The organism is Collinsella sp. AM36-4AA (genome assembly GCF_003467795.1).
In the GTDB taxonomy this organism is placed as follows: domain Bacteria; phylum Actinomycetota; class Coriobacteriia; order Coriobacteriales; family Coriobacteriaceae; genus Collinsella.
The window spans coordinates 20,452-27,792 of sequence record NZ_QSHS01000031.1; the positions used below are offsets into that span (position 1 = coordinate 20,452).

Below are 7,341 nucleotides of genomic sequence, written 5' to 3' on the forward strand. Positions count from 1 at the left end.
TTTGAATTTCTCGTTATAAAACGCCACTAACCTCGGACTTTACCCGACAAAAGTTTTTGCATGAGAGATGCCCCCTCGGGAGCCGCGGGAGCTCCCATCCCAAATGCGGAGCAAAGCTCCGCACACCAACTTTTTCTTTCAGCTAAAGAACGCCGGAAATTCGACGCAGGCTGGTTAACCTTGCTGGACGTTGTCGACGCCGATCCAGCCCAGAAGCCATATCGATACAGAAAGGTCCCCGGCCGGAGGGGCCGGATATAAGGTTTATCGCGAGTTCCGCACGCAAAGAAGGCCACTTAATGTGTCCTTCGTCTTGCGCAGGACTGTAGAGCAGGAAACCTTATATCCGGCCCCTCCGTCCGGGGACCGCGCCGTACCAGCTACAGCGTCATGTTTGGATCGGCGTCGACGTCGAACGGCGAGATTTCACCTCGGTCGAATTTACGGCGGGCGACCTCCGCGATCATGGCGGCGTTGTCGGTGCATGCCGAGAGAGGCGGCACCGTCACGCGGATGCCCTGGCGCCCAAGCTTCTTGATCATCATCTCGCGCAGATGCGGATTAGCCGAGACGCCGCCGCCGATGCAGTATTCCTTGCATCCGGTGGCATGCAGCGCGTTCTTGGCCTTCTTGTACTGAACGTCAAAGACGGCTGCCTCAAACGAAGCCGCCAGATCGGGCAGGTGAATCGTGCGCCCAGCCTTGGTCTCCTGCTCGATGTAGAGCGTCACCGCCGTCTTGAGGCCCGAAAGCGAGAAGCGATAGTCCCCCCTGCTGTTAAGCGCGCGAGGAAAATCGATCGCGCGGGGATTGCCCGTCTCGGCCAGCTTGGAGATGATGGGGCCACCGGGATAGCCCAGACCCAACGCCTTGGCTACCTTGTCGAAGGCCTCGCCCACAGCATCGTCGAGTGTCTCACCAAGTACCTCGTAGTCGCCCCATGCCTTCACGTGCACGAGCATGGTGTGCCCGCCCGAGACAAGCGTAAAGATAAACGGGGGCTTGAGGTCGGGCTGCGCCAACAGGTTGGCAAACAGGTGGCCCTCCAGATGATTGACGCACACGAGCGGCTTGCCGGCAGCATACGCAAAGCCCTTGGCAAAGGCGACGCCCACCACCAGGGCGCCAACCAGGCCCGGACCCTGTGTCACGCCCACGGCGGCAAGCTCACTTGGTGTAATGGCTCCGCCCGTAAGGCCCAGCGACGCTGCGGCGTCCTCGAGTGCCGCATCCACGACACTCACAATCACCTCGACGTGCTTGCGCGAGGCGATCTCGGGCACCACGCCGCCAAAGCGTGCATGAAAATCAATCTGCGTCGACACCTGGTTGGCCAGCATATTGCCATCCGCATCGATAATCGCCACCGCCGTCTCGTCGCAGGAGCTCTCGATAGCGAGTACGAGGCGGCGACGCTCAATCTCGACACGTTCCTCGGCAGAGCGCCAAGGCGCAGGCAGCGGCCATACGCGCTGCTCTGCCGCCGTCGGCTCGGGCGAAGCATTGTCGACCGGAAGCACCAGGGGCAGCGGAGCCGTCATGACGATGGCGTCCTTGCCGGCACCATAGTAGCCGCGGCGACGGCCAGCCTCGGTAAAGCCCAGAGCGTTATAAAGCGCGATCGCTCCCTCGTTACCGTCCTCGACCTCGAGCGAAGCCGTGGTGCAGCCGAGCATCTGGGCATCATAGCTCACGTGCGACAGCAGCTTGCGGGCAATGCCCTCACGGCGATGTGCCGGGTCGACGGCGACATCCAGAATCTGCACATCACCGTCCACGACCATACCGCCGGCAAGGCCCAGCAGCTTGCCATCGTCGTGTGCCACCCACCAACTACGCGGCGCAGCGACGTCCTCGCCCAGTTCGGACAGGAACATGCCCGGCGTCCATGCCTCGTGTCCGGCACCTTCAAAGCAGGCAGCCTCCAGCGCGCTCGCGCCCTCGGCATCCGCCGCGCCCATGGGACGGAACTGCAGATGACGACCGGCGAGCTCATCGGCAACACCCGTAATTTCGCTCTGCGCACTCTCGGCAAGACCAAGACGCTTGCGCTCGTTTTCCTCGGCATCCGAAAGGCGCGTGTAAATCGGCAGGACGCGGGCCGGATCGCCGTCACCCGCAGCGTGCGCGAGCAGCAAGCCCTCGCCCGAAGGCCACCACAGGTCGCGCTCCACGCAGCGGGCGGCCTCGTCCTCACCCAGCAGCTTGCCATAGCGCACGAGACCGTCACCGGTCAGCTGAACCTGGCCCCAGTCCGCTGCTTGGCGCCACTCATCGAGCGCCACGGCGGCCTTGACCACGTGTTCGCGCTCAAATTGACGCTCGGGACCCTCATCGACCAGCATATACAGCGCCGGATATACCTCACCGCGCATAGCATCGGCCAAGATACCAAGCTTGCCGCGCACGCCAGCCTTCCACGCCGTCCAAGCGCAAGCGTCGAGCGTCGACACGCCCAGCAGCGGAACATTGGCACCACGCGCGAGGCCCTTGGCAGTGGAGATGCCGATGCGCACACCCGTAAAGGACCCCGGGCCGCGGCCGACCACATAGCAACCAACATCGCTGCGATCCAGACCGGCTTGAGCCAGCACGCCATCAACGGTATTCACGAGCTCAACGTTGGCGTGACGGCGACACATGTGGTCGCCACTCACGAGCTTCGTCTCACCCGTCTGCCCATCAATCCAGCTTGCCGCGCAGGCAAGCATGTCGGTCGAGGTATCGAGCGCCACCACCAGCGCGTTGTCGTTATGCAAGCTCATCTTGTACAGCCTTATCAATCAAATGGGAAAGCTCCATTGCGCGGTCACCGTGCGCCTCAAGCGTTATCGTTCGCACATCGCTGTCGCCCTCATCACGCCTGAGCGTCACCGAAAGATACTCATCCGTCAGCTCGTCCTGGAATTGTTCGCCCCATTCCAGCAGGCAAGCACCCTCATAGCCCAGCACATCGAAAATGCCCGTATCCTCGAGCTCGTAGGCATGCTCCAGGCGGTATAGATCAAAGTGAAACAGCGGAATACGACCTTGATCGTGAACGGCCATGAGGGCGAACGTAGGGCTCGTAACCATATGCCCATCGCCCAGCCCGCGCGAGACGCCCTTGGTAAAGTGAGTTTTGCCCACTCCCAGGCCACCGGTCAGGATGAGCACATCGCCATCCTCAAGGCACGGTGCAATTAGCTCGCCAAAGTACTCCGTATCGGCAGCGCAAGTCGTTTTGTAAGTACCTACCCCCAGGCGCTCCAGGGACATATATGCTCCTTATTATTCCGAGGCGTCCTCTGGCGCGGGATGTCGCTCCAGATAGTCGCCCAGCATCTTAAAGTCTTCCTCCAGCAGCTCCTGCCACGCCGGATTGCGCAGCGCTGCTGCCGGATGGAACGTGGGCATTACCACAAAATGCCCCATCTGGTGGAACCTGCCGCGCAGCTTAGTAATGCCAATCTCGGTCTTTAGCACAAAGTGCGTCGCGGGGTTGCCGAGCGTCACAATAATATCGGGCCAGATGCTTCGAATCTGCTCACGCAAAAATGGCGAGCAAGCCAGCACTTCCTCGGGACGCGGATTGCGGTTTCCCGGCGGGCGGCACTTAAGCACGTTGGCAATGTAGACGTCTTCGCGTTTGAGCCCCGCCAGCGACAAAATGCCGTTGAGGTCCTCGCCTGCCGCCCCCACAAAGGGCTCGCCCTGCAAATCCTCATTGCGGCCCGGCGCCTCGCCAATAAACATCACGCGAGCGTGGGGGTTTCCCACGCCAAACACGATGTTATGGCGCGACTGGTAAAGCTGGCAAAGGTGACAATCGCCCAGAACGGCCTCGATCTCCTCGAGTGCGACCTCACGCGGCGCCTGATGGCTATGGCCGGGGATGTGCATGACGCCCATAGCGACTCCTACACGTAGACCTTGTCGAGACGCATACCAAAGCCGCAAGCGACCTCGTAGTTAATCGTGCCGCGTAGGCGCGCCATCTCGTCCATGGTAATCTCGGCATCTCCATCGCGGCCGACAATGATCATCTCGTCACCATACTCGGCCTCGGGAATCTCATGTGCTGGGTTGGACTGAATGGCGACCATAAACTGGTCCATGCAGATATTGCCCACCTGACGCACACGCTCGCCGCGATACAGCACGTCCATACGATTGGAAAGCGTACGCGAAAGGCCATCGGCATAACCGATCGGAAGGGTGCAGATCTGAACGCGCGTGCGCGGTACGCGGTAGGTAAAGCCGTAGCCCACGCCCTCGCCCATCGCAGGATGCGCCACGCGCGTCACACGCGCGTGGACGCTCATGACGGGATCAAGCTGCATCACGCGACCACTCAGCTCACATGGCTGCAGACCATACAAACCGATGCCGGCACGAATCATGTCAAAGTGCATTGAAGAATCGAGCATCGAGGACGGCGTATTGGCACAATGCACGATACCGCATTCAAAACCTGCGTCCTTAATGGCCTGAACGGCCTCGGTAAAACGCTGGCACTGCAGCTTGTAGTCCCAACCCGAAGGTTCATCGGCCGTGGCAAAGTGCGTAAATACGCCGTCGCACTGGATGCCGCGATGGAAACTGATGCCGCGTACAAAGTCGAGCACCTGTGTGTAGTGAACACCGATACGATTCATGCCCGTCTCGATGGCAAGATGGTACTTGCCCACCTTGCCCGCCGCGACGGCGCATTCGCCATACGCAAGAGCAAAATCGGACGTATAGACCGAGGGCATGATATCGAATTCGAGCAATGCAGGAATAGCCTCGATAGGCGGCTCACTTAGAATCAGGACGGGCTTAGTAATCCCGCCCTGACGGAGCCCAACGCCCTCGTTAACCGTCGCCACGGCAAACATGTCGGCACCAGCCGAATACATGATCTTGGCACACTCAACAGCTCCATGACCATAAGCATCAGCCTTGACCACGCAGCACAGGCGCTGACGCGGATTCAACAAGTTCTTATAGGCCCTCGTGTTGCGACGGAGCGCCCCGCGGTCGATCTCGACCCAGGACCAGCGCGTCAAATCGGCTTTATTCATGATTAGTCATCCGACCCTTCGTCCATGATTCCCAGATCTTCGAGCGCATCCTTTGCCGCCAGCTCCATGGCAGGACCGATCAAGTCGATAAGATCGGTCGCGATAACGCTCTTCTCACCATACTCCGTCGCCGCAGCAAAACCGGCGTAGCTGTGAAGTGCAACGGCGTACGAATACAGCAACTCCCAACGATCCATCTCGTCGCGCATGGTGGCAAGCGTGCCGGCCAAAATACCCGCGAGAACATCACCCGAACCGGCAGTTGCCAGAGAAGCCGGACCCGAGAGCGGCAGCAGCACGCGCTCAACGCCACAGATAGCCGTCGTCGGCCCCTTGGCAATGACCACCAGATTGTCGGAGCCTGCAGCCCAGACAACCTTCTGCGCGGCCGCAATCGCGGTACCAAGGTCGTTCACCTCGTCACCGGCAACCAGGCGCGAAAGCTCACGATAGTGCGGCGTCATAACCAACGGCTGCTCGCGGCGATACATCTCGGGGTTACTATCAATACCGTCAATGGCAATCTTAGCAAGGCAGTTGAGTGCATCGGCGTCCAAAATTAGCGGTACATCAAGCTCGAGCAAGCCCGAAACCACCTGCATAGCGCCGGCAGACGTCGTCATACCGGGACCGCACAGCACGCAGCTGTACTTCTTTGCGATCTCGCACACCGTCATGCGCGCAGCGGCGCCAAAGGAGCCGCGGGAATCAGACGGAATAGCAAAGACCGGAATCGAAGGAAGTGCCATGCGAATGAGATTGGCGCAGGCGTCAGGAGCCGCGACTGCCACGTAACCAGCACCCGCGCGAGCTGCAGACTTGGCCGCCATAATGGCAGCACCAGGATATTGCGCAGATCCGGCGACAATAAGCACGGAGCCACGGGAATACTTATCGATATTCGATGGTAGCGGAGCAAAGTAATCAACTAAGTCACCGGGCTCGACAATCTCGGCGGCGTGGTCGACATCATCGATGACCTCGTCAAGACGGTCGTAAAGATTGCCGCAGATCAAATCGCCAGCATACTCAGGACCATCAGCGCTATACAGACCAATCTTGGGCGCAATCATCGTCACCGTGCGCTCGGCACGAATGCAGTCGTCATCAACAACGCCCGTCTCTGCATTCAGGCCCGAGGGGACATCAATGGATACGACACAATCGGCGCATTCATTGACCGTAGGAATCCAAATGGAGAACGGCGCACGCAGATTCCCGTGGAAACCGGTACCAAAAATGGCATCGACAACAACATCGGCCTTATCGATCAAAACCTCGAGTTCATCACGCGAGGGGCCGACGCAAACGTGCACATCGCGGCCGGCAGTACGACGAGCAACATGACGTGCCAGAGCAGCAGGAATCTCATCCGGTTCAACCGGAGAAACGATATCCACGTCCACACCCTTATGGCTCAGGATATCGGCGGCAACCCAACCGTCGCCGCCATTATTACCAAAACCGACCAAAACGAGAACCCGATCGGGATTGAGCTTCAAGACCTCGTTAGCGGCAAACTCACCCGCTAGCTCCATAAGCTCGGCCTTCGAAGTCCCTTCGCGTTCGATGATATCCTCGAGACGAACGACTTCTTCGGTACTCAAAACCGGTTTCATCTATGCTCCTAGCGTATCTTGCGAAGCATCGCCCAGGTGCTCCGTCAATGCTGAATTCTGCAGCTGCTCGAGCTCATCTAATACAGAGCGAGCCTCTTTAAATGTCTGCGCAACGCGTTTCTTGGTGCTCACCTTTTCATCTTTTGGCTTAGGCCGAGCATCTTCGGTAATCGCGATGGCATTCGCAACGGCCAAGTCTCCCGTAAGCGTAATGGAAAGAGCGACCTCAACAACGCCCAGTTCTTGAGCGATCTCGAGAGCACGGCCCGAAAGCAGCGCCTTCGGCTTGCCGAGTTTATCACGCGTTACCGAAACATCCTTGCGACCCACGCCTTGACTAAAACCCGTGCCGAGAGCTTTAAGCACCGCCTCGCGCGAAGCAAAGCGGCTCGCATAGTGAGCAGCGGGACGCGATGATGCATCGCAATACGCACGCTCTTCTTCGGTAAACACACGCCGAGCAAACGACGGCGTCTTTTCAAGAATTGATTTCATGCGGGAAATCTCGACGATATCAACGCCGATACCAGCTTCAGCCATGTTCACCTCCATATCGCACAGACTAAGTTATTGTAGCCCGTTCGCAGAAGATGCGACAAACGAGGGTTATAAAACACAGCTACTATGTGAGACAAATTGCCCGAGATACAAAAAAGGGGGAGGCCGCGAGGCCTCCC

6 protein-coding genes are annotated in these 7,341 nt (G+C 59.1%); all 6 read right to left on the bottom strand.

Translation table 11 applies throughout. The features are described from left to right. Positions 1 to 380 precede the first annotated feature (380 nt). Genes tsaD through acpS form a run of 6 tightly spaced genes read right to left on the bottom strand, consistent with a single transcriptional unit; the run spans position 381 to position 7,204 of the window. A complete protein-coding gene (gene tsaD / locus DW850_RS09015) occupies positions 381 to 2,765 on the bottom strand; it encodes a tRNA (adenosine(37)-N6)-threonylcarbamoyltransferase complex transferase subunit TsaD (protein WP_117584238.1) in 2,385 nt (794 codons plus the stop codon). After that, positions 2,752 to 3,258 carry a tRNA (adenosine(37)-N6)-threonylcarbamoyltransferase complex ATPase subunit type 1 TsaE gene (gene tsaE / locus DW850_RS09020; RefSeq protein WP_089573670.1) on the bottom strand — a complete coding sequence of 169 codons (507 nt, stop codon included), beginning with the start codon at positions 3,256 to 3,258 and terminating at the stop codon, positions 2,752 to 2,754. The genes tsaD and tsaE overlap by 14 nt, the downstream gene beginning before the upstream one ends. Positions 3,259 to 3,270: 12 nt before the next feature. Beyond that, positions 3,271 to 3,891, bottom strand: a complete 621-nt coding sequence (locus DW850_RS09025; protein ID WP_089573671.1) for a uracil-DNA glycosylase — start codon at positions 3,889 to 3,891, stop codon at positions 3,271 to 3,273. Between the two features lie 8 nt (positions 3,892 to 3,899). Then, complete coding sequence (gene alr, locus DW850_RS09030; protein WP_089573672.1) at positions 3,900 to 5,045, bottom strand: alanine racemase; 1,146 nt, start codon at positions 5,043 to 5,045, stop codon at positions 3,900 to 3,902. 2 nt (positions 5,046 to 5,047) lie between these two features. Continuing rightward, positions 5,048 to 6,664 carry an NAD(P)H-hydrate dehydratase gene (locus DW850_RS09035; RefSeq protein ID WP_082435564.1) on the bottom strand — a complete coding sequence of 539 codons (1,617 nt, stop codon included), beginning with the start codon at positions 6,662 to 6,664 and terminating at the stop codon, positions 5,048 to 5,050. Next, positions 6,665 to 7,204, bottom strand: coding sequence for a holo-ACP synthase (gene acpS / locus DW850_RS09040; protein ID WP_117655164.1), 540 nt, complete (start codon positions 7,202 to 7,204; stop codon positions 6,665 to 6,667). Between the last annotated feature and the right edge of the window lie 137 nt (positions 7,205 to 7,341).